This window comes from Streptomyces herbicida (assembly GCF_032656585.1).
In the GTDB taxonomy this organism is placed as follows: domain Bacteria; phylum Actinomycetota; class Actinomycetes; order Streptomycetales; family Streptomycetaceae; genus Streptomyces; species Streptomyces herbicida.
In genome coordinates this window covers 248,775-268,214 of the sequence record NZ_JAUYWJ010000007.1, presented here as the reverse complement: position 1 = coordinate 268,214, position 19,440 = coordinate 248,775, and the positions used below count along the sequence as shown (strand labels likewise).

The window sequence follows — 19,440 nt, the reverse complement described above, 5'->3', positions numbered from 1 at the left end:
GCAAGGGAACCACTTCTCACGGCACATGGCGTGGTCAAGCGTTTCGGCCACGTCCAGGCGCTCCAGGGCACCGATTTCACGGCATATCCCGGCGAGGTCGTCGCGCTGATCGGTGACAACGGTGCCGGCAAGTCCACTTTGGTGAACGTCCTCTCGGGCGTGATCGCCCCCGACGGCGGTGAGATCCGGCTGGACGGCGAGCCGGTCCGGTTCGCCGGCCCGATGGACGCGCAGCGCCGCGGCGTGGAGACCGTCTACCAGGATCTGTCGCTGGCGCCCGATCTGGACGCGGCGGCCAATCTCTACCTCGGCAGGGAGCTCCTGCGCGGGGGCCTGCTGGGGCGTATCGGCGTGCTCGACCGGCCCGCGATGCGGCGGGAGGCGGTCAAGGCGTTCGCGGAGCTCGGGGTCGAACTCAAGGACGTCACGGCCGCCGTGACAACGTTGTCCGGTGGGCAGCGGCAGTCCGTCGCGGTGGCCCGCGCGGTCGCGTTCGCCAACAAGGTCATCTTCATGGACGAGCCGACCGCCGCTCTGGGCGTCGTACAGCGCGCCCGTGTCCTGGAGACCGTCCGCAAGGTCGCCGACCGCGGCATCTGCGTCGTGCTGATCAGCCACAACATGCCCGAGGTGCTGTCGGTGGCGGACCGGGTCGAGGTGCTGCGACTGGGCCGCCGGGTCGCCTCGTTCACGGCGGCCGGCACCACCATCGAGGAACTCGTCGGGGCCATGACCGGATCACTGGACGGCCCCGCACAGCAGAACGCAGCCCTCGGCGCGGCCGGAGCGGCGGAATCGGAGGACGCACGATGACCGCCGACAGCAAGGAAGTCCAGCAGACCGCGCGGGTGGCGGACCCGCCCCGGTCCGCCGACGGAGGAACGGCGCTACCGGCATGGCTCAGGCGGGCGGCCGGCATCAGCGAACTGTGGACGTTCGTGATCCTGGTGGCGCTGGTCGCGTTCTTCACCATCGCCGCGCCCGGCAAGTTCTTCACCACGTACGACCTCACCCAGATCGCCGTCAACGCGGCCATCTACCTGGTCCTCGGCGTCGGCATGACGTACGTGATCATCACCGCGGGCATCGACCTGTCGATCGGCTCGGTCCTGGTGCTGGCCGCGGTGGCGGCGGGCGAGTACAACCTCCACCACGGCGGAGCCACTTCGAGCTGGGGCACGGTGGCCGTCTGTGTCGTCATCGCCCTTGCCGTGGGCACCGCTTGGGGCGCCCTGCAGGGAGCCGTGGTGGCGACCGGGAAGGTGCCGCCGCTGATCGTGACGCTCGGCGGCCTGGGCGCGGCGCTGGGCTTGGCCGAACTCGCCACCGGCGGCCAGGATCCGGCCGGCGCGGCCTCCAACCATCTGCAGAACAGCCTGGGTTTCGGCAAGGTGCTCGGCATCCCGTGGCTGGTGGTCCTCGCCGCGGTGGTCACCGCCGTGTTCGGCGCGGTGCTGGGCGGTACGAGGTTCGGCAGCCACACCCTCGCCATCGGCTCCAATCCGACGGCCGTACGGCGTGCGGGCATATCGGTGGGCCGACATCTGATCAAGGTGTACGGGCTGATGGGGCTGCTGGCCGGACTGGGCGCGGTGATGTGGCTGGCGTCGTACGGCACGACGTCCATCGCCGGTCACTCCACCGACAACCTGAAAGTGATCACCGCGGTGGTCCTCGGCGGCACCAGCCTGTTCGGCGGGCGCGGATCGGTGCTGGGCACCGTGATCGGCGTCTTCATCCCCGCCGTGCTCACCACCGGACTGATCGTCATCGGCGTCCAGCAGTACTGGCAGGACGTCGCGGTGGGCGTCGTGCTGGTGGCGGCCGTCTACATCGACCAGATGCGCAGAAAGAGCCGGGAACGCTCATGACCAAGGAGGACACCGTTATGTCGAGCATTCGCAACAGGCGCAGAGTGCTGGTCGCCGTGGGCGCCGTACTGGCCCTGACGGGCGCTGCCGCGTGCAGTTCGTCGGACAGCGGCGGGGGTTCGGGGTCGGCGGGAGGCGCCGCCCACAAGAAGGTCAGGCTCATCACGGGGGTGAAGAGCGACCCGTTCTACATCACCATGACCTGCGCCGCGCAGACCGAGGCCAAGGCCAAGGGCATGGACTTCAGTGCCGACGGCTCCGCGCAGTGGGACGTGTCGGTCCAGCGTCCGCTGCTCGACTCGGTGGCGGCGTCCCGGCCCGACGGGCTGCTGATCTCTCCGGTCGACACCAACGCGCTCACGCCGTCGCTCAAGCAGATCCAGTCGTCCGGGACCAAGGTCGCACTCGTGGACACCACGGTCACCGACTCCTCGATCGGCATCACCCGTATCTCGTCCGACAACGAGCGGGGCGGACGGGTGGCCGCCGACGCGCTCGCCAAGCTGATGAACGAGAAGGGCTCGGTCATCGTCATCAGCGTGAAGCCGGGTGTCTCCACCACCGACGCCCGGATCAAGGGCTTCACCGAGGAGATGGCCAAGTACCCGAACATCAAGGTGCTGCCGACCCTCTACGACAACGACCTGCCGGCCACCGCGGCTTCGCAGATCCAGTCGACGCTGGCGGCCCATCCCGACCTGGGAGGCGCCTTCGCGGGCAACACCAACACCGGCCAGGGCATCGCCACCGGCCTCAAGCAGGCCGGCAAGCAGGGCAAGGTGAAGGTCGCCGCCTTCGACGCCGAGCCCGACGAGGTCGAGGCGCTCAAGGCGGGCACCCTGCAGGTCCTGGTCGCCCAGGATCCCGCGGCGATCGGCAGGCAGGCGGTCGATCAGCTCGCCGCGGCCTTCGAGGGCAAGTCGGTCGAGAAGTCGGTCGGCACCAACATGGTCGCCATCACCAAGGCGAACATGAACGACCCCGCGGTCAGCAAGTACTTCTACAAGTCGAGCTGCTGACCCGCGCACAGCCCACCGGGGACCCCGCACGCGGAGCGGGGTCCCCGGTGGGCTGCGGGCTGCGGGCGCCTCAACTCCGCGTGCAGGTGCTCCCGTTCAGCGTGAACCCGTACGGCGCGGAGTTCTTGCCGCTCCAGGAGCCGACGAAGCCGAAGGAGAGGGTGCCGTGTGCGGCGACCGACTTGTTGTAGTCGGCGGCCGTGGCGGTGACCCGGGAGCCGTTCTGGCTGACGGAGGCGTCCCACATCTGGCCGACCTGCTGGCCGTCGCGGAACGACCAGGAGACGCGCCAGCCGCCGAGGGCCTCGGCGGTGGTCACGGTGACGGTGGCCTGGAAGCCGTCGGACCATTCGTTCACCTGGTCGTACTCGACCCGGCAGCCGGGCCCCACGGTGGTGGCGGGGCCGGACGGCTCGGTGCTCTCGGAGGCGGTCGAGGAGGAGCCCTGGGGTTCCGGGTCGGGGTTCCGGTGGCCGGACTTGGTCGCCGTTCTGGTCGCGGAGGGGCTGGTGGCGGCGGAAGCCGACGGGAGCGGGTCGGTGGACGGCAGGGAGGGGTCGAGGTCGGAGACCGGCTCACGGTCGTCGTGGGCGGCCGCGACGTCGTCACCGGAGCCGCCGAACGGCATCATCGACACGCCGAGCGCGAGGACCGACAGCACCACGGCGGCGGCAAGCAGGCTGTTCCGCAGGACGCGGTTGCGGCCCGCGCCCTCCTTCGGGTCGCCGCCCTCCGGGTCCGCCGCCTTCGCGGGGCCGCCCGCGCCCAGTCGCACCTCGGCGGCCCGGCGGCGCCGCTCCAGGTAGGCGAGGCCGCCCCAGCCGATCACTCCGCCGGCCAGCGCCGCGGGCAGTCCGCCGCCGTGCAGACGCAGACAGGCGGCGGCCTCCGCGCACTGCACACAGGTGGCGAGGTGCCGGGACAGGTCCTCGGGGGTGTCGGCGACGGGCGAGCGGGTGACCGCGTCGAGCAGCCGGGCATAGCTGCGGCACTGCGCGGCCATCGGTGTGTCGAGGTGCGCGCGATGGCAGCGGTCCCGGAACAGGCCGCGCACCTGGTCGAGTTCCTGGGCCGCGGCGGCCGGGTCGAGACCCAGGCGGCGGGCCACGGCGGTCAGCGGCAGTGCCTCCACCTCGGCCAGCCACAGCAGCGACGCGTCGGCCTCCTGCATGTCCCTGAGGCCGCGCAGGGCGACCGGGCGCTGCAGGGGCGGGCCGGTGTAGCGGGCGGCCTTGTCGGAGTTGAGCCACAGCCGCAGGTCGGGGTCGAGCTTGTGGCCGAAGCCGTCGGCCTCCCAGCCGGCCGCCGTCGTGCGTACGGCGGTCAGCAGCAGCGCGATCACCGGCAGCCGGGGGGCGGTGCGGCGGCCCGCGCTGCGCACGGATGCGGACTCGGCGGCGCGGGCCTCGCGCAGGCCGAGCGCGAACGCCTCGGTGGCCAGCTGGTTGGCCGCGATGGAGCCGGACGTGCACAGGTCCGCGTAGGAGAGCACCGCGTCCCAGCACTCGGAGAACAGCGCGGCCTCGGCGGCATCCTGGGGGGTCGGCAGGTCGGGCATGGGTCTCCTGCATCCACGAGCGAGGTCAACTCGCCATATTGGCAGTGAAGTTGGGGGGAACCTCGCGGCAGGGCAAGAGCCTTTCACGTCTTCGACACAACTGACAAGCGGCCTATTCAAATCCGGTGACCGCCCGTCGCGCGACCGATTTCACACCGTCGCGCAACGCCCGCCGACCATCAGCGAGTTGACCGCACGGCCCAAGCCCCCGCCCGGTACGGCGACCGCGCGTCGAGGTCGCGGACACGGTACCGGGCAGGGGTCATCACGCGCCGCCCACTGCCGAATTCGACAGCTTCCGCGATGCATTGGTACGCCGGGGGCTCCACTCCCGCCCTGTACGCACCGCACCCAGGTTTCGACTCAGCGTTCTCGCCGGGATTTTGCACGCCGACGACTCCGAGACGGACGCACGCGCCACGAAGCCGACGCACCTGCCCCGCAGGCGTCAAACCTGCGCCCGCTCCTGGGCCGTGTCCACCGCCGGAAGGCTGTCCATGAAGGAGCTCACCGAGAACACCGCATTGCCGGGGCCGGGCGGGCCGTAGCCGGGGGGCGAGGACAGGCCGAAGTCGTCCATCGTGGCTCGGTAGGCCTCGAGGAGCCGGATGTGGTACTCCAGCGGCGCGCCCTGCGGGTTGGCCTTGCCGAGCGGGGTCGTGGGCTCCGGGCACCAGGTGGTGAAGCGGGGCGTGATGCCGTGCGACATGAAGAAGCGCAGGCCCTCGGTGGTGGACGCGATGGCCTCGTCGACGGTGGTGAAGCCGAAGGGCTCGGCCATCTCCACGCCGGCCACGAAGTTGGGGATGACGTTGCGCGCGCCGAAGATCTCGGCCGAGTCGAGGATGCGCCGGTGCCATTCGTCGCGGCCGACGTAGCGCTCCTTGCCGGGGCAGTACAGCTCGAAGAGACGGCGGTCCCACACCTCGTAGTTGGGGTGGTAGATCTGCACCCCGTAGTCCTTGAACCGCTGCACGTCGTCCTTCGGCAGCGCCTGGGCGACCACCTTGCCGATCCACCGCCCCGGGAAGCGCTCCTCGATGGCCTTGGCGTAGTGGCCGTAGAAGTCGGCCTCGTCGCGGCCCGCGACCTTGGAGGTGATCGCGCCACCGGTGAGGGTGTAGGCGGTGGACGCCTTCTGGGTGTCGTACCGGTCGATGATCTCGAGCGCCTCCAGGACCTCCTCCACGTCCTTGACGCCGGTGTACGGCCGCCCGGCCGCCTTGTGCTGGCGCCAGTTGTGGTTGATGTCGCAGTACTGGCACTCCTCCTTGGCGCCGAAGTACTGGCACACCCGGAAGACGGTCAGATAGATCAGGTAGCCCCACTGGATGGTGGGGGCCACCTCCATCACGGACTTCCCGTTGGAGAGGGTGTGCCGGTAGTACTCGGGCATGGGCGGGACACCGACGTCGGCGATCCGCTTGCCGTCGAGGTAGAGCCCCAGGAGCCCCTCGTCGTCGGCGGCGACCCGGTACGGCGAGGACGGGTTCACCCGCACCGACACGACGGTGCGCCGCAGGTCGTACGGCCCACCGGTGAGGATGATCTCCTCCGGCGGCCGCCTGAGCGCGGCCTCGCCCAGCTCCGGCAGGGTGCCGTGGTCGAAGGAGAAGATGAAGTACGACTTCGGTTTGACCTCGCCGCCCTCGTTGTCGGAGAGGGCCGACGCGTCGAAGGCGACCCCGCCCCGGAGCAGGTCCTCCTTGAAGACGGCTTCCCGCGGTACGTGCGGGAACCTCTCCATCAGATCCTCGACCAGTGCGGTGCGGCTGCCCATCCCGTGTCTCCTCCCGGCTCAGGCGTTCGACTCCTCACGGTATGCCCCCACCCGCGCGTCAGCCGTGCCGGGTCCCCTCGCGCCGCGCCACGTGTTCTGGTAGGGCGATGTCCGGCGGCAGCGCCGGGTCGGCCACCGGGGCGCCCCAGACCGAGGTCAGGGGCAGGGTTCCGGCCCACAGGCCGAGCTCCGCGTCGGGTCCGTCACCGTCGTCCGGCGGGCCGGTGCGGATCTTGACGGAGGCCTGTTCCAAGGAGAGCGCGAGCAGGGTGGTGGCGGCGAGTTCCCGGCGGTTCGGCTGCCGTGCGTACGACCACTGCCCCGGCGTCGCGTGCTCGGTGAGCCGGGCGAGGCCCGCGAGCTTCTCCTCCGGGTCGGTGACCTTGCGGGCCTCGCCGTGGATCATGGCGCTGCGGTAGTTGACTCCGTGCTCGAAGACGGACCGGGCGAGGACCAGGCCGTCGACATGGGTGACGGTGACGCACACGGGCGTGCCGCCCGCGAGACTGCGGCTGGCCACGGAGCCGTGGACGTACAGTTCCCGCTCGTCGCGCCCGTACACGGTCGGCACGACCAGCGGCCGTCCCTCGACGACCACGCCGAGGTGACAGACGAAACCGGCGTCCAGGATCGCGTTCAGCTCGGCCCGGTCGAGGCTGCCCTGCTCGCGCAGGCGGCGATGGCTGGTGAGGTCGGTCGTCGGAAGGAGCTCGGGCAGCGGATCGGAGGCCATGCACGCACGCTACCGATATCGCGACATCCTGACTAGATCACGGCCGATCACAGCGCATCACAAGGCCTGAATCAACGAAATCCGCAGATCCAGCGGCTCCTCGCCGCGGAAGCGGCCGAGGTGGGCGATGTGGCGGTGGCCGGCCGACAGGAGGTGGCCGGTGAGGGCGAAGGCGCCGCCCTCGTCGCGCCGCGGCGACCGGGACAGGCCGCTACGACGCACCGGTCATGCCGCCCGTCCCAGGACCGTGTGGTCGACCGCGTACAGCAGTCCGTCGCCGGTCAGCAGCCGTCCGGCTTCCTCGGCGACCGTGCCGCCGAGCCTGGCCAGCTCATTGCCCTGGGAACCGGCGAGGTGCGGCGTGATGAAGGCGTTGGGCAGGTCGAAGAGGGGCGAGTCGGCGGGCAGGGGCTCGGGGTCTGTGACGTCGAGGACGGCGGTCAGACGTCCGGTGCGCAGTTCCCCGAGAAGGGCGTCGTGGTCGACCAGGGAGCCGCGGGCGGTGTTGACGAGGACCGATCCGGTGGGCATCAGGGCCAGTTCACGGGCGCCCAGGAGGTGCCGGGTCCCGGGTGTCTCCGGGGCGTGCACGGTGACGGTGTCCGAGGTGCGCAGCAGGTCGTCGAGCGGCAGCAGGGGCACGCCCAGCCGGGCGGCCTCCGCCTCGTCGACATACGGGTCGGCCAGGCTCACCCGCAGGTCGTACGGGCGCAGCAGTTCGATCAGGCGGCGGCCGATGCGGGAGGCGCCCACGATGCCGACGCGGCGGCCGTAGTTGCCGATGCCGGGGACGATGTCGCCGTAGGGGAAGGCGCGGCGCGCACGGAGCTCGTCACGGAAGACGAAGACGCCCTTCCCGGCCAGCAGGATCATCGCGAGGGTGTACTCGGCGACGGGCAGCGCGTTGGCCGCCGCCGCCGAGGAGACCGCGATGCCGCGCCGCCACACCTCGGGCGTGGTGAAGCCCTTGACCGAGCCGGCCGCGTGCAGCACCGCGCGCAGCCGGGGAGCCGCGTCCAGGGCCGCCGCGTCCAGGCGGGGGCAGCCCCAGCCGGTGATGAGGACCTCGGTGCGGGCGAGCGCCTCCCGCAGACGTGGGTCGGTGAAGTCCTCGGCCACCGCAGTGGGATCGATTTCTACGCACTCACGCAGTCGCGCGAGCACCTCCGCCGGAAAGACGTGCGGCACGTTCTCGGCTTTCATGGCGAACACGGCCTGGAGACGCTCGGGCAAGGAAGTGACCTTCCGGCTCGGTGACGCGCTGACAGCAACCGTTCTCTACGGTAGGTCGGGGCGAATGAGAGGGTCAACGGACGCACTCACCGGGAGGACGGCAGGGATGACGGAGACGGTCACCAACTGGGCGCGCAACATCACCTACACGGCCGGGGAGCTGCACCGGCCCGGATCGCTCGACGCGCTCAGGGCCCTGGTGGGCGGAAGCTCCAGGGTGCGGGTGCTGGGCAGCGGCCATTCCTTCAACGAGATCGCCGACCCGGGCGCCGACGGCGTCCTGCTGTCGATCGCCGATCTGCCGCCGGTGCTCGATGTGGACACCACGGCCCGTACGGTACGGGTCTCGGGCGGCGTCCGGTACGCGGAGCTGGCCCGCACGGTCCACGCACACGGCCTCGCCCTGCCCAACATGGCCTCCCTGCCGCACATCTCGGTGGGCGGCTCGGTGGCGACCGGCACGCATGGCTCGGGCGTCGGCAACGGCACGCTGGCGGCGGCCGTACGAGAAGTGGAGCTGGTCACGGCGGACGGCTCGCCGGTATCGATCGCGCGGGGGCAGGAGGGCTTCAACGGGGCCGTGACCTCCCTCGGCGCGCTGGGCGTGGTGACCGCGCTCGTCCTCGAGCTGGAGCCGTCGTACGAGGTCGAGCAGCACGTCTTCACCGAACTGCCGCTCGCCGGGCTGGACTTCGAGACGGTGGCGGCGTCGGCGTACAGCGTGAGCCTGTTCACCGACTGGCGGAAGCCGGGTTTCCGGCAGGTGTGGCTCAAGCGGCGCACCGACCGGCCGGCCGCGCACTTCCCATGGGCCGCGCCCGCGACCGAGGCGCTGCACCCGGTGCCGGGGATGCCCGCGGTCAACTGCACCGAGCAGTTCGGGGTGCCGGGGCCGTGGCACGAGCGGCTGCCGCACTTCCGGGCCGAGTTCACGCCGAGCAGCGGTGACGAGCTCCAGTCGGAGTATCTGCTGCCGCGGTCGGCTGCCGTCGATGCGCTGAATGCGCTCGACGGAGTGCGGGAGACCGTCTCTCCCGTGCTGCAGACCTGCGAAGTGCGTACGGTCGCCGCCGACTCCCAGTGGCTCAGCCCCGCCCACGGCCGTGACTCGGTCGCCCTGCACTTCACCTGGTTCGCGGACACGGCGGCGGTGCTCCCGGTCGTCCGCCGGGTCGAGGAAGCCCTGGACGCGTTCGGTCCGCGCCCGCACTGGGGCAAGGTGTTCACCGTCCCGGCCGCGGAAGTGCGGGGCCGCTATCCCCGCATGGCCGACTTCCGGGCCCTGGCCCAGACCCTCGACCCCGGTGGCAAGTTCACCAACGCCTTCGTACGGGATGCCCTGGGTGGCTGACTTTATAAACCCCCTTTCCTAACCCCTTGTCGAAAGTCCTTCGCAGCCCATAGCCTTGCGCAGCGCCGGTGCCGATGTGCCCCGGCCCGGCCTGGAAAGGATGGGCAGCTCCGTGAAGCGCACATCACGTGACATCCGCACCGCGAACCGCTACGAGGTGCTGCGCCAGATCATCGCCGCGTCGCCCACCTCCCGGCAGGAGCTGGCGTCCACCACCGGGCTGAGCCTGGCCACGGTCGCCACGCTCGTCGGTGAGCTGCTCGACCTCCGTATGATCACAGAGGTCGGTTTCGAGGACTCGGCGGGGGGTCGCCCCCGGGGTCTCGTGGCCGTCAACGCGTCGGGGGGCGCGCTGATCGGCGTCGACATCGCGGAGACGTACGTTCACGTCGAGCTGTTCGACCTCGCGCTGAACGTCCTGGCCCGCGCCGACGAGGACATGCGCCCCGGCGAGAGCCGCCCGCAGCAGGTGGTCGGCCATGTCGCGGCTGCCGTCGGCTCGGTGGTCGCGCAGGCCGGGGTGGAGGCGGCGCGGGTGCTCGGCGTCGGGGTGAGCGTGCCGGGCCAGGTGGACCGGGACGCGGGCGTCTGCGAGTACGCACCCAACTGGGACTGGCACGACGTGCCGTTGCTCGATCTGCTCTCCGAACACATCGCCTACCCCCTGTACTTGGACAACCCGCTGCGTGCCTGCGCGGTCGCCGAGCTGTGGTTCGGGGCCGCGCGCGGGCGCGGGGACGCCGTGGTGGTGAACCTCGGTACGGGAGTCGGTGCCGGACTGGCGCTCGGCGGCGGGCTGCACCGGGGCGTCAGCAACAGCGCCGGCGAGTGGGGGCACACCACGCTCGTCCTGGACGGGCGGCTGTGCCACTGCGGCAATCACGGCTGTGTGGAGACGTATGTCGGCGCGCCCGGCATCATGCAGAACCTGCGTGAACTGAGCCCGCAGAGCCCGCTGTTGCACCCCGAGGACCAGACCGCCACGATCGACGCGCTGGCGCGCGCGGTCGCCGCGCACGACCCGGTGGCGGTCAAGGTGGTGCGGGACACGGCCCGTTACCTCGGAGCCGGCATCTCCGACCTGATCAATCTCCTCAACCCCGAGGTGGTAGTGCTCAGCAGCTGGGTCGCCGCCCGGCTGGGCGAGCCGCTGCTCGGCGAGGTGCGCGGGGCCGTCACCCGGCACGCGCTGCGGCGGCCGCTGGCCGCCACCGAGATCGTCCTCTCCCCGATCCCCACCGACCCGGTGTCCCTGGGCGCGGCGACGTTCGCGCTGGAAGGGGCGTTGCAGTCCGTCGGGCAGAGGAACGGAAGCAAGCGCACCACCCCCGTAAGGAGCCGTACCGCGCCTTCATGACGACGGAAGGGATGCATGTGTCTCATCCCCGCCCCACGACACCCCGCACCAGGAGATCGGTCCTTCTGACCGCCGCGGCCGCACTCGCTGTCGCCGGCCCGCTGGTATCCGCTCCGCCCTCTTCGGCGGCCACCCCCACGGCCGCCGCGGTCTCTCCCCACGCCGCCCAGACCATCGACGACATCGGCGCCTCGGGTGCCTGGTGGGTCAACGACCTGCGGAACTTCGACCCCAAGGTGCAGGCCCGGCAACAGCAGGTCGCCGTTGCGGGCCACGAAGGCGGTGCGGACCTCGGCGGAGGAGAACTGGGCCGACACGGCCAGGCCTTCGGTGAGCGGCGGCACGATGTCCGCCACGCTCGCGGCGCGCTCCGTCGCCACCTATGTCCTCGACCAGCAGGGGCACGGCAGTACAGCCCTCACCGGCGCCCTCCAGGGCGAGCAGTCCGGCAAGTGCCTGACGGCCGACGCCTTTGGTGCCGCCATCACCGCCTGCACGGACACCGCCCGGCAGGCGTGGTCGTACGACGCCAAGGGCACCCTGAGGGGCGCCAACGGCTATCTGACAGCGCGGAGTTCAGGGCTGTCGACCGCGGCGGCCACGGGTGATGCCACGCAGCGCTGGCTGCTGAACTCCGACGGCCAGATCGTCAACGAGGCGACGGGCAAGTGCCTGGACGTCGGCGGACAGGCGACCGCCGACGGCAGCGCCGTGATCCTCTACAGCTGCAACGGCGGCACCAACGAGGCCTGGACCAGGCAGTAGCACCCAGCTTCCTGCCGGTCTCGTCCCTCGGCTGGACGGACAGCTACCGCGGCCTCGTCATTCCGGGCCTGTTCAGCGGTTTCACCTGCTTCCTCTTCCGGCAGTACTTCCTGGGGTTCCCGAAGGAGCTGGAGGAGGCGGCGCGCGTGGACGGGCTCGGCCACTGGGGCGCGCACTGGTGTGTCGTCGTCCCCGGCTCGCTGAACTTCGCGCTGTCCTCGTACATGACCAACCAGACCGTCAACCACCACCTGATCCTCATGGCCACCGCCATTTCCATCCTGCCCCTGATGTTCGTCTTCCTCTTCCCCCAGCGCCGCCTGGTCCAGGGAATCGCGCAGACCGGCATCAAGGGCTGAGCAAGGAGACCGATGTCTTTCCGCGCAACTACGGCCATCGATTACGTAGAGGACGTGGCACCCGGCTCCGGGGCACTGCCGCCCCGGGCCTGGTACGCCGCCTCGGACGCCACATCTCTCTCACTGAACGGCAGTTGGCGTCTTCGTGTGTCGGCCACCGCCGACGCCGAGGACGACTCGTTCGCCGAGCCGGGCTTCGACGCCGGCGACTGGGCGGAGGTCTCCGTCCCCGGCCACTGGGTCCTCCAGGGCCACGGCTCACCCATCTACACCAACCATCTCTACCCCTTCCCGGTCGACCCGCCCCACGTGCCGACCGAGAACCCCACCGGCGACCATCTGCGCGTCTTCGACCTGCCGTCCGACTGGCCGTCGGACGGGGGCGCGGTGCTGCGCTTCGACGGCGTGGAGTCCTGCGCCCGCGTCTGGCTGAACGGCACGGACATCGGCGAGTTCAAGGGCTCCCGGCTGCCGCACGAGTTCGCGGTCGGCCGGCTGCTGAAGCCCGTCGGCAATGTGCTGGCCGTCCGGGTCCACCAGTGGTCGGCGGGCTCGTACCTCGAGGACCAGGACCAGTGGTGGCTGCCCGGCATCTTCCGTGACGTGACCCTGCTGCACCGGCCGGCGGGCGCCGTCCTCGACTTCTTCGTGCACGCCTCCTACGACCATGTCACCGGCGAGGGCACGCTGTGCGTCGACTCCGACGTGGACGGCCGGGTCACCGTGCCGGACCTGGGGATCGAGGTCACTACCGGTGAGCCGGTGACGGTCCCGGTACGGCCGTGGACCGCGGAGACACCGCACCTGTACGACGGCGTGCTGGCCACCGAGGGCGAGCGGGTGCCGCTGAGGATCGGCTTCCGGACGGTCGTGCTCGAGGACGGCCTGCTCAAGGTCAACGGCAGGCCGGTCCTCTTCAAGGGCGTCAACCGGCACGAGTGGCACCCGGAGAAGGGCCGCTCCCTCGGCCTGGCGACCATGCGTGAGGACGTGCTGCTCATGAAGCGGCACAACATCAACGCCGTGCGCACCTCCCACTACCCGCCCCACCCGGCCTTCCTCTCCCTGTGCGACGAGTACGGCCTGTGGGTGATCGACGAGTGCGACCTGGAGACCCACGGCTTCACCGAACAGGGCTGGCGGGACAACCCCGTCGACGACGAGCGCTGGACCCCGGCCCTGCTCGACCGCGCCGCCCGTATGGTCGAGCGCGACAAGAACCACCCGTCGGTCGTCATCTGGTCCCTGGGGAACGAGGCCGGCACCGGCCGCGGACTCACCGCGATGGCCGAGTGGATCCGCGGCCGGGACTCCTCACGGCTGGTGCACTACGAGGGCGACATCAACTGCCGTGACACGGACGTCTATTCACGGATGTACGCCGACCACGCGGAGGTCGAGCGGATCGGCCGCGGCCTGGACGGCGGCACCCACAGACGCAGCGAGCTCCCCTTCATCCTCTGCGAGTACGGCCACGCCATGGGCAACGGCCCCGGCGGTATCGCCGACTACCAGCGGATCTTCGAGTCCTACGACCGACTCCAGGGCGGTTTCATCTGGGAGTGGATCGACCACGGCATCAAGGACGAGCGGTACGGGTTCGCGTACGGCGGCGACTTCGACGAGGAGCTGCACGATGGCAACTTCGTCTGCGACGGGCTGCTGTTCCCGGACCGGCAGCCCTCCCCCGGGCTGATCGAGTTCAAGAAGGTGATCGAGCCGGTCCGCATCGACGGCGACGGCGCCGACGGCACCGTCCGCGTCACCAACCTGCAGGACTTCGCCGATCTGTCCGCGCTCGCCTTCGAGTGGTCGTACCAGGTGGACGGCCAGACGGTGGCGTCGGGCGCCCTCCAGGTGCCCACCCTGGCACCCGGCGGGGCGGCCGATGTGAAGCTGCCGGAGGCGCCCTCGGCCGCCGACGGTGAGACACAGTGGACGGTACGGGCGCTGACGGCGGCCGACACCCCGTGGGCACCGAAGGACCATGTGGTCGCGTGGGGCCAGTTCCCGGTGTCGGCGCGGCAGGCTCCGTCTGTCGCCGCGACCGACGGACCGGCGTTCGGCGAAGGGCTGATCACGCTCGGCCCGGCTTCCTTCGACGCCCGGACGGGCGCGCTCAGAACCGTCGGCGGCGTGCCGGTCACCGGTCTGCGTCTGGACGTGTGGCGGGCGACCACCGACAACGACGACGGCGCCGCCTGGCAGACCGACATCCGCTACGGCCTGCTCTGGCGGAAGTACGGCCTGCACCGCATGCGGCACCGGCTCGACGGCGTGGAGCTGGGCGACGACGCGCTGACGGTACGCACCCGGGTGGCGCCCGCCGCCCGGGCGGTGGGCCTGTCGACGGTGTACCGCTGGACGTCGGACGGCAACCGGCTGAAGCTGACCGTGTCCGTGTCCCCCGAGGGCGAGTGGACGGTACCGCTGCCGCGGCTCGGCATCCGGTTCGGACTGTCGGCCGCCGACCGTGTGGAGTGGTTCGGCGGCGGTCCGGGCGAGGCCTATCCGGACACCGGGTCGGCGGCGGCGCTCGGCCGCTGGCAGTCGACGGTGGACGACCTGCAGACGCCGTACGTCCGTCCGCAGGAGAACGGTGCCCGCGCCGACGTCCGCTGGGCGGAGATCGGCGGTCTGCGCATCGAGGGCGAACCGGAGTTCTGGTTCACCGCCCGCCGCTGGACCACCGAGCAGCTGGACGCCGCCGCCCACCGCACCGATCTCACACCGGGCGACACGGTCTGGGTCAACCTCGACCACGGCCAGCACGGCATCGGTTCCCAGTCCTGCGGTCCTGGCCCCCTGCCCCAGTACTACCTGCGGGCCGAGCCCGCCGAGTTCTCCTTCGTCTTCTCGGAGGTCGGCTGACCGACACGATCCTGAGGACCCCCGCGGCCGGCCGACTGCTCACCCGGCCGGCCGCGGTCGCGTCCACCGGTTCCTGTGGCGGCGGGCGGCCCGCCCAGTCGTCTCCCGGGAAGGCTGATGTCCGTGCGTGCCGCCCGTATCGCGTGGCGGATCACTCAAGTGAACGGCCGGCCCGCTGACCCAGATGGCCCAGGACAATCCCCAGGTATCCCAGGAGGGCTCCGGGGGCGGTGAGTTGAACACGACGATGGGGGTCCTTCCCGCCCGTGTACTGCGGCCGTTCACCCGGTACGCACCGGTGGCGTCGCCCTACCCGTCCCGTTTCACCGTGGTCGTCGGCACCGAATCGCGGGGCCAAGTCCTGTACCGGGCGGGTGAGGTGGTCGCCGAGCGGGTCGGGAGTTGCTGCTCGGAGTTTCCCGGCGGACATCTCGGGACCCTCGGACACCCGTCGCGCTCGCCGACCGGCTCGCGGAAACGCTGGTTCCGGTAGCCGCCCCAGGGCTCACGTCTCCCCCTTAGACTGGGAGCTTCGCGGGTGTCACGCCGCCCTGGGGGAGGGAGCGCGCCTTGTCTCAACAACGGCTGGGTCCTGGCCCCTTGAGGCCCGCGAGATCCGACCCCCCGTCACCGCTACCGGCAACCGGCGAGTCCGGTCCGGTGCGACTGGTGGGCTGGCTGGGCGGACTCGGAGCCGCCGCTGCCGGATACGGGGTGTTCCAGTTCCTGTTCGAGGTGCTGCCCGACATCGGTACCGGCCCCGCCAGATATCTGCTCGCCGGGGTGAGCGGCTTGGGTACGGCCGCCACCACCTGGCTGGCGGCGGCGCTGGTCCGGGCCCGGGCCCAGGCCGCCGACGCGGGCGGCGGCGCCCGGCGGACGCCCGCCGGGTACGCGGCTCAGCCCGCCCCCGGCAAGCTCCCCGAACTCCTCGCCTCCGCCCACGCCCGCCTCGCCGAACAGGTCTCCGAGTTCAACGACCCGGTTCGGGGCCCGCTCGTCGGCTGGCCCCACTCACTGGGCGAACCGCACGAGGACACGGCCCGGCCCACCTCGGTGGGTACCGCGTACGGACTGCACCTCATGCTCGACCTCGGCGTGCCCGACGGACGTCTGCGCACGGGCGAGCTGGTGGAGACCCTGTGGCGGCTGCGGCTGCCGGACGGCGGCTGGTCGGCACGCTCACAAGGGTCGATGGCCCGCCCGGAGGTGACCGCCCTGGTGCTGGGCGCGCTGGCTCGCGCAGGAGTCTCCGGGGAGCGCCTCGCCGCGGAAGTGGAGCGCTGCGAGGCCGGGTTCACCCATGAACTGGATCGCGCCGGACGGGCGTTGACCCATGTCGTCACCACCGTGCTGCGCGGGCTGCTGCGCGCCTCGCCCGGGTCCGCGACGATCCCCGTACTGCGCGACGCCCTGGTCGCCGGTGCGGTCAGCGACCCCGACCGCCGGCACCGCCACTGCTGGAGTCACCGGCTGTCGCCACTGCCCTGGCCCTCGCCCGCCGCCCGGCCCTCCCCGGCGCACACCGCGCAGGCCGTCGTCGCCCTCGACCGGGTGACCCGCGTCCTGGGCGAGGGCTCCGCGGCGCGCACCGCCCGCGAGGACGGCATCCGCTGGCTGCTGGCCTGCCCGGCCGCCGCTCACGACGGCTGCCCCGACCTGGCCAACCGGCGGGAGGAGGTCCGCAGGCCGCACCCGGACGACACCGGCCACCACGAGGTGCTGAACGTACGGCACTTCACCGCGGCCTGGGTGCTCCGCGCGCTGCTGACTCCCGGCGCCCGCGAACTCGCCCGCGAGGAGGGACTGGAGCGGGAGTGGCAGGACCGGCTGAACGGTGCCGCGGCCGCGGTGTGGGCGGGACAGACGGACGGCATCTGGTCCTGGACCCGGGACGGCGCCGGGCTGGCCGCCACGGAGGACCTGCACCAGCCGATGTGGATGACCTATCAGGGCCTTTCGGCACTGCGGGCCCATGCCGTATGGATGTATCAGCCGAATGCCTGAGCGCTCAGGCTCACAGGGAAGTCGACGGAACGCGAAGGGGCGGTGCATGGGCGGTCGGCAGATCCTGACGGCACGGCGGCTGCTGGCCGAGGCACTGGACGGTGAGCTGACGGAGCACGGGACGGTCTCCGCTGCCCGGTCCGTCATCGCCGAACTCGGCGCACCGGAGCGACTGTTGGAGCTGGTGGCGGAACTCGCCTCGGGCGAGGGCGATCCGGAGGGCTGCGCCCGGCTGTCGTACCGGCACGTCCTCGGCTTCGACAAGCTGCTGCTGATCGACGGTGGCCCCCGGCACATGCTGCGCGCCCACCTCTGGCATCCGGGCACGGGCGCCGACGAGGACGTCCACAACCACCGCTCTCCGCTGGCCTCCTACATCGTCCGGGGCCGGCTGGCCATGGAGTTGTACGAGGCGGACCGCGAGGGCGGGATCACGGCGGACCGCTACCAGGAGTCCCTGTCGCAGCGGTCGGCGGACTGGATGCTGGAGCGCACCGGTCCGGCCCGGCTGCGGCTGACGCAGGTGGCGCGGTACGCGGCGGGCAGCTCGTACGCCCTGCCGGCCCACACGTTGCACCGCGCGTGGTGCGACGCGGACGCGCCCACGGTGACGCTGTTCCTGGAGACGGGTGCCGGACGACGGCCTCACACCGATGTGTTCACGGCGGCCGGACCGCATCCGGGGGCGGTGGCCAAGGTGCCGATGGACGTGCCCGGCTACCTGACGGCGCTCGGCGATCTGGCGGAACTGCTCAGGAGTTCGTGAGGGCCTGGCGCACGACGCCCAGGTTGTACGCGTCGATGTCGACGGACGACAGCTCGTCCTGCGTCAGCCAGGCGTACTCCTGGTCCCGCTCCGGGAGGACGACCTGCCGGGACAACGGCTTGACCAGGAAGTTGTCCTGCCAGTTCTTGACCTCGTGCCCCTTGTAGTCGCTCACGAAGGACGACTGGCCGACCCGGCGGACGACCTCGCCGAGCAGCCCGGTCTCCTCCTTCAGCTCGCGCAGGGCACCGTCCCGGGGGCTCTCCCCCTGCTCCAGCTTTCCGCACGGCACGCCCCACACGCGCGGCAGGAACCGCTCCCGCTCACTGCGCCTCACCAGCAGGACCCGGCCCCGTTCGTCCATCACGACGGCGGCGGCCAGTCGCCTCTCGCCGGGGATCTCCATGTCCATGGTTCCTCGGTCCCTCGCCGGTGATGAGTCCAAAGGGTCTGATACCCAGGAAAGCGTCCACCGTACCAGGATCGCCCGATCGGGTCTGTGCCCTCGCTCTCAACCGGACCGGCGCTCAAGGGCCCGTACATCGTCGTACGAGGGTGTCGTACCCTCGGCGACCCGCCCGGCCGCGATGTCGGCCACGGCGTCCAACGCGGCACCCAGAGCCCGCCGGTACAGCAGCGAGCCGAGGCTGATCCGTCGGACGCCGAGGTCGGTGAGCTGGGGGACGGTGGGACCGGCTGGTGAGTAGAGGATGTTGAGGGGAACGTCGAGGTGCCGTACCAGAGCGGCGATCCTCTCGGGCTCGGTCAATCCGGGTACGAACACCCCATCAGCGCCTGCCTGTTGGTAGACATCGAGGCGGCCGAGGGTCTCCTCACCGTCGCCCAGCCAGTACGTGTCGGTGCGCGCGTTGACGAAGAGCCCGGGCGCGGCCGACTTGACCGCGGCGATCTTCGCGGCGTGCAGGTCCACGGGCCCGAGGCCGTCTTCGAGATTGATGCCGACCGCTCCGACGGCCCACAGCTCCTTGGCGAACTCGCCCACTGCATCGGGGTCCTGGCTGAATCCGCCCTCGGCGTCCACCGAGAGGAGGAAGGGTTCCGTGCCGAGGGTGAGGGCGAGCCGGAGGGTGAGCTCGCGGGTCGCCGCCGCGCCGTCGGGCAGGCCGGCCGCCGCCGCGACACCGAGGCTGGTGGTGCCGATGGCGGGGAAGCCACGCGCCGCGAGGGCGGCTGCCGAGGCGTGGTCCCAGGCGTTGGGCAGGAACAGGGGCTCGCCCGGGCGGTGGAGAGCGGCGAAGGAGGTCATGAGAGCCTCCCGACGGCATCGGCGTAGTACCGGGACCCCCCGAGGTGGTGGGCGAGTTCGCGAAAGCTCCAGCCCGCACCTGGCGAGTCGTCGAGCTGCGCCTCGGTCAGCGCGTCCAGGCGGTCCGCCCAGATACGGGCGAGCCGGGTGAGACGGCTGCGGGCCTCGTCGAGGTCCTCGGAGATGAAGGGGGCGAGGTCCGCCGCGGTCGTGATCGCGGAGGCGTGCCAGTGGTCCGGCTGGGGTGTCTGCCCCGCCAGCCGGGCCTCCAGCTCGGCCAGGTGGTCGATCAGATGATCCGCGGTACGGCGGATCGCCTTGTGGGGGGTGTAGACGCGGTCGTCGACGTAGGCGGGGGTGCCGTCCCAGGCGGTCCAGGTGGCAGCCAGTGCCAGCACATGCTCGACCATGGCGGTGATGACCTCGGCGGGTGTCTCCGATGCGGTGTCGGCGCTCATACGGAGACGCTATGCCCAGGTCACTTCGGTACCCGCCGAACCGTC

At 71.3% G+C, this 19,440-nt stretch carries 17 protein-coding genes and 1 pseudogene; 10 read left to right on the top strand and 8 right to left on the bottom strand.

Annotated features, from left to right (window positions below; translation table 11 throughout):
* Nucleotides 1–30: 30 nt before the first annotated feature.
* From Q8A52_RS17355 to Q8A52_RS17345, 3 genes are read left to right on the top strand one after another with little or no spacing between them, the layout of a single operon-like run.
* Nucleotides 31–813 carry an ATP-binding cassette domain-containing protein gene (locus tag Q8A52_RS17355; protein ID WP_316753050.1) on the top strand — a complete coding sequence of 261 codons (783 nt, stop codon included), beginning with the start codon at nucleotides 31–33 and terminating at the stop codon, nucleotides 811–813.
* Complete coding sequence (locus Q8A52_RS17350) at nucleotides 810–1,871, top strand: ABC transporter permease (protein WP_316753048.1); 1,062 nt, start codon at nucleotides 810–812, stop codon at nucleotides 1,869–1,871. Before Q8A52_RS17355 ends, Q8A52_RS17350 begins: the two co-directional genes overlap by 4 nt.
* Before the next feature lie 17 nt (nucleotides 1,872–1,888).
* Nucleotides 1,889–2,890: an ABC transporter substrate-binding protein gene (locus Q8A52_RS17345; RefSeq protein WP_316753045.1), complete on the top strand. Its 1,002-nt coding sequence runs from the start codon at nucleotides 1,889–1,891 to the stop codon at nucleotides 2,888–2,890.
* A gap of 70 nt (nucleotides 2,891–2,960) precedes the next feature.
* Here the strand turns inward: Q8A52_RS17345 and Q8A52_RS17340 are convergent, their stop codons facing one another.
* The 5 genes from Q8A52_RS17340 to Q8A52_RS17320 all read right to left on the bottom strand — a co-directional run bounded on the left by Q8A52_RS17340 (nucleotide 2,961) and on the right by Q8A52_RS17320 (nucleotide 8,194).
* Nucleotides 2,961–4,448 (bottom strand): cellulose-binding domain-containing protein, encoded by a 1,488-nt coding sequence (locus tag Q8A52_RS17340; protein ID WP_316753043.1) that lies wholly within the window; start codon nucleotides 4,446–4,448, stop codon nucleotides 2,961–2,963.
* A gap of 448 nt (nucleotides 4,449–4,896) precedes the next feature.
* On the bottom strand, nucleotides 4,897–6,228 hold the full coding sequence (locus tag Q8A52_RS17335; protein ID WP_316753041.1) for a radical SAM protein: 1,332 nt from the start codon (nucleotides 6,226–6,228) through the stop codon (nucleotides 4,897–4,899).
* Between the two features lie 58 nt (nucleotides 6,229–6,286).
* A complete protein-coding gene (locus Q8A52_RS17330) occupies nucleotides 6,287–6,961 on the bottom strand; it encodes a pyridoxamine 5'-phosphate oxidase family protein (RefSeq protein WP_316753039.1) in 675 nt (224 codons plus the stop codon).
* Nucleotides 6,962–7,018: 57 nt separating this feature from the next.
* Nucleotides 7,019–7,183, bottom strand: coding sequence for a hypothetical protein (locus tag Q8A52_RS17325; RefSeq protein ID WP_316753037.1), 165 nt, complete (start codon nucleotides 7,181–7,183; stop codon nucleotides 7,019–7,021).
* A 3-nt stretch (nucleotides 7,184–7,186) separates the two neighbouring features.
* Complete coding sequence (locus Q8A52_RS17320) at nucleotides 7,187–8,194, bottom strand: hydroxyacid dehydrogenase (protein ID WP_316753035.1); 1,008 nt, start codon at nucleotides 8,192–8,194, stop codon at nucleotides 7,187–7,189.
* A gap of 106 nt (nucleotides 8,195–8,300) precedes the next feature.
* On the opposite strand from Q8A52_RS17320, the gene Q8A52_RS17315 reads away from it, so the two are divergent.
* The 7 genes and pseudogenes from Q8A52_RS17315 (at nucleotide 8,301) to Q8A52_RS17285 (ending at nucleotide 17,670) form a co-directional block, all read left to right on the top strand.
* Nucleotides 8,301–9,545 (top strand): FAD-binding protein, encoded by a 1,245-nt coding sequence (locus Q8A52_RS17315; protein WP_316753033.1) that lies wholly within the window; start codon nucleotides 8,301–8,303, stop codon nucleotides 9,543–9,545.
* A gap of 100 nt (nucleotides 9,546–9,645) precedes the next feature.
* Complete coding sequence (locus Q8A52_RS17310; protein WP_316753031.1) at nucleotides 9,646–10,902, top strand: ROK family protein; 1,257 nt, start codon at nucleotides 9,646–9,648, stop codon at nucleotides 10,900–10,902.
* Between the two features lie 264 nt (nucleotides 10,903–11,166).
* Nucleotides 11,167–11,667 carry an RICIN domain-containing protein gene (locus Q8A52_RS17305; protein WP_316753029.1) on the top strand — a complete coding sequence of 167 codons (501 nt, stop codon included), beginning with the start codon at nucleotides 11,167–11,169 and terminating at the stop codon, nucleotides 11,665–11,667.
* Between the two features lie 2 nt (nucleotides 11,668–11,669).
* Nucleotides 11,670–12,026 (top strand): annotated as a pseudogene (locus tag Q8A52_RS17300) (ABC transporter permease subunit); the annotation flags it as partial.
* A gap of 12 nt (nucleotides 12,027–12,038) precedes the next feature.
* On the top strand, nucleotides 12,039–14,897 hold the full coding sequence (locus tag Q8A52_RS17295) for a glycoside hydrolase family 2 TIM barrel-domain containing protein (RefSeq protein ID WP_316753026.1): 2,859 nt from the start codon (nucleotides 12,039–12,041) through the stop codon (nucleotides 14,895–14,897).
* 660 nt (nucleotides 14,898–15,557) lie between these two features.
* The gene (locus tag Q8A52_RS17290; protein ID WP_316753024.1) at nucleotides 15,558–16,904 is read left to right on the top strand and encodes a hypothetical protein; all 1,347 of its coding nucleotides are present in this window, start codon (nucleotides 15,558–15,560) and stop codon (nucleotides 16,902–16,904) included.
* A 46-nt stretch (nucleotides 16,905–16,950) separates the two neighbouring features.
* Nucleotides 16,951–17,670 (top strand): hypothetical protein, encoded by a 720-nt coding sequence (locus Q8A52_RS17285; RefSeq protein WP_316753022.1) that lies wholly within the window; start codon nucleotides 16,951–16,953, stop codon nucleotides 17,668–17,670.
* On the opposite strand, the gene Q8A52_RS17280 is transcribed toward Q8A52_RS17285, so the two are convergent.
* The 3 genes from Q8A52_RS17280 to Q8A52_RS17270 all read right to left on the bottom strand — a co-directional run bounded on the left by Q8A52_RS17280 (nucleotide 17,657) and on the right by Q8A52_RS17270 (nucleotide 19,395).
* Nucleotides 17,657–18,082 carry an NUDIX hydrolase gene (locus Q8A52_RS17280; protein ID WP_316753020.1) on the bottom strand — a complete coding sequence of 142 codons (426 nt, stop codon included), beginning with the start codon at nucleotides 18,080–18,082 and terminating at the stop codon, nucleotides 17,657–17,659. The two genes, Q8A52_RS17285 and Q8A52_RS17280, sit on opposite strands and share 14 nt — an antisense overlap.
* A 99-nt stretch (nucleotides 18,083–18,181) precedes the next feature.
* Complete coding sequence (locus tag Q8A52_RS17275) at nucleotides 18,182–18,937, bottom strand: isocitrate lyase/PEP mutase family protein (RefSeq protein ID WP_316753018.1); 756 nt, start codon at nucleotides 18,935–18,937, stop codon at nucleotides 18,182–18,184.
* Nucleotides 18,934–19,395, bottom strand: coding sequence for a hypothetical protein (locus Q8A52_RS17270; protein WP_316753016.1), 462 nt, complete (start codon nucleotides 19,393–19,395; stop codon nucleotides 18,934–18,936). The genes Q8A52_RS17275 and Q8A52_RS17270 overlap by 4 nt, the downstream gene beginning before the upstream one ends.
* Between the last annotated feature and the right edge of the window lie 45 nt (nucleotides 19,396–19,440).

Bases quoted from the DNA above. Each gene is read 5' to 3' on its own strand.
- Q8A52_RS17280 (WP_316753020.1), bottom strand. From the start codon at position 18,082: ATGGACATGGAGATCCCCGGCGAGAGGCGACTGGCCGCCGCCGTCGTG.
- Q8A52_RS17335 (WP_316753041.1), bottom strand. From the start codon at position 6,228: ATGGGCAGCCGCACCGCACTGGTCGAGGATCTGATGGAGAGGTTCCCG.
- Q8A52_RS17295 (WP_316753026.1), top strand. From the start codon at position 12,039: ATGTCTTTCCGCGCAACTACGGCCATCGATTACGTAGAGGACGTGGCA.
- Q8A52_RS17285 (WP_316753022.1), top strand. From the start codon at position 16,951: ATGGGCGGTCGGCAGATCCTGACGGCACGGCGGCTGCTGGCCGAGGCA.
- Q8A52_RS17270 (WP_316753016.1), bottom strand. From the start codon at position 19,395: ATGAGCGCCGACACCGCATCGGAGACACCCGCCGAGGTCATCACCGCC.
- Q8A52_RS17350 (WP_316753048.1), top strand. From the start codon at position 810: ATGACCGCCGACAGCAAGGAAGTCCAGCAGACCGCGCGGGTGGCGGAC.
- Q8A52_RS17340 (WP_316753043.1), bottom strand. From the start codon at position 4,448: ATGCCCGACCTGCCGACCCCCCAGGATGCCGCCGAGGCCGCGCTGTTC.
- Q8A52_RS17315 (WP_316753033.1), top strand. From the start codon at position 8,301: ATGACGGAGACGGTCACCAACTGGGCGCGCAACATCACCTACACGGCC.
- Q8A52_RS17310 (WP_316753031.1), top strand. From the start codon at position 9,646: ATGGGCAGCTCCGTGAAGCGCACATCACGTGACATCCGCACCGCGAAC.
- Q8A52_RS17330 (WP_316753039.1), bottom strand. From the start codon at position 6,961: ATGGCCTCCGATCCGCTGCCCGAGCTCCTTCCGACGACCGACCTCACC.
- Q8A52_RS17275 (WP_316753018.1), bottom strand. From the start codon at position 18,937: ATGACCTCCTTCGCCGCTCTCCACCGCCCGGGCGAGCCCCTGTTCCTG.
- Q8A52_RS17345 (WP_316753045.1), top strand. From the start codon at position 1,889: ATGTCGAGCATTCGCAACAGGCGCAGAGTGCTGGTCGCCGTGGGCGCC.